The sequence below is a fragment of the Mesorhizobium sp. M7A.F.Ca.CA.004.12.1.1 genome, assembly GCF_003997835.1.
Classification (GTDB): Bacteria; Pseudomonadota; Alphaproteobacteria; order Rhizobiales; family Rhizobiaceae; genus Mesorhizobium.
This window is the reverse complement of sequence record NZ_RZRK01001283.1, coordinates 1-1,020: the sequence shown is the minus strand read 5'-3', so window position 1 is coordinate 1,020 and position 1,020 is coordinate 1. Positions and strand designations below refer to the sequence as shown.

At 62.5% G+C, this 1,020-nt stretch carries 1 protein-coding gene; it reads right to left on the bottom strand.

Annotation, left to right across the window (positions count from 1 at the left end):
• Positions 1–45: 45 nt before the first annotated feature.
• On the bottom strand, positions 46–531 hold the full coding sequence (locus EN984_RS35815) for a hypothetical protein (protein WP_164749075.1): 486 nt from the start codon (positions 529–531) through the stop codon (positions 46–48).
• Positions 532–1,020 lie beyond the last annotated feature (489 nt).

The following is a 1,020-nucleotide window of genomic DNA, read 5'->3' as shown; positions in this document are numbered from 1 at the left end:
CCGCATGAGCCGATCGGCGTGGCTCCGCGATTGTGAGTCTGCAAGCTAGTAGCGCTCGAACAGTGGCCGCCGGAAGCCGGCGTCGCGCCCGGCGATCAGCCAATAGAGCAACCCGGCGACAAGGCCGGCAGCGGCGATGATGCCGATGTCGACCCAACGCTCCGGGTCCATATCCTCCGGCGCGCTCGGCCAGATCAAGGCGAAGCCGCCGACCGCGGCGCCGGCGCCGAAAACCATATGCAGCAGGACATTGCGCAGCGAGAAGAACTCGGCGATCAGCGCGAAGATCAGCGTCTGCAGCGCGGTCACCACGATGGTCAGGAAATAGACGAACATGCCGAGCGGCGGCACCAGCAGCACCGCGATCGGCGAAACGCCCATGACGTCGAAATAGCTGGGCGCGTTGGGCAAGGAACTGAGCACGCCATAGATCACCGCGATGGCGATCAGGCCGACCAGCACCGATACGAAGTAGCCGGCCAACATCATCAATATGCGCTTCATTACGTGCTTCGCCGTCGCCATCCCCATCCCCCAATGCGGCGCCTGGAGCAATTCCAGGAAAAGTGTGAACGGTTTTCCGTCCGGAATTGCGTCAAAACAAAGAGTTAGAGTAGTTCACCGTTCCATGAAACGGTGAACTGCTCTGGCGCGACAGTCAGCCATCAAAGCGGGACAGACGCAAGGGGAGGCGACGGTTGGCAAGGGCAATCGCTTCGGCCAAGTCCGACTTGTGGCGGAAACCATCAATCACCGAGATCGGCGCCGCCCCTCATCGCCCTGCCGGGCGTTCGTTGTTCGAAAAGCCAAGCAGTTGGCTTTTCGTCCGCTGCGCGGACCACGCCTCGACTCCCCGTATAGTGACGGGGAGAAGGGGGCTGGCCGCAACGCCGGCGCCATCCTTGCCTTGCAAAGGATGGTGATTGGCGAAACCATCGATGCCAGCGTCCCTCTCCCCGTCACTATACGGGGAGAGGATGCCGGCAGGCAGGTGAGGGGCGGCGCTAGCGGAAAGGCCGA

What these genes read in the sequence shown, in the direction of transcription:
- EN984_RS35815 (WP_164749075.1), bottom strand. Translation starts at nt 531, where the DNA reads ATGGGGATGGCGACGGCGAAGCACGTAATGAAGCGCATATTGATGATG.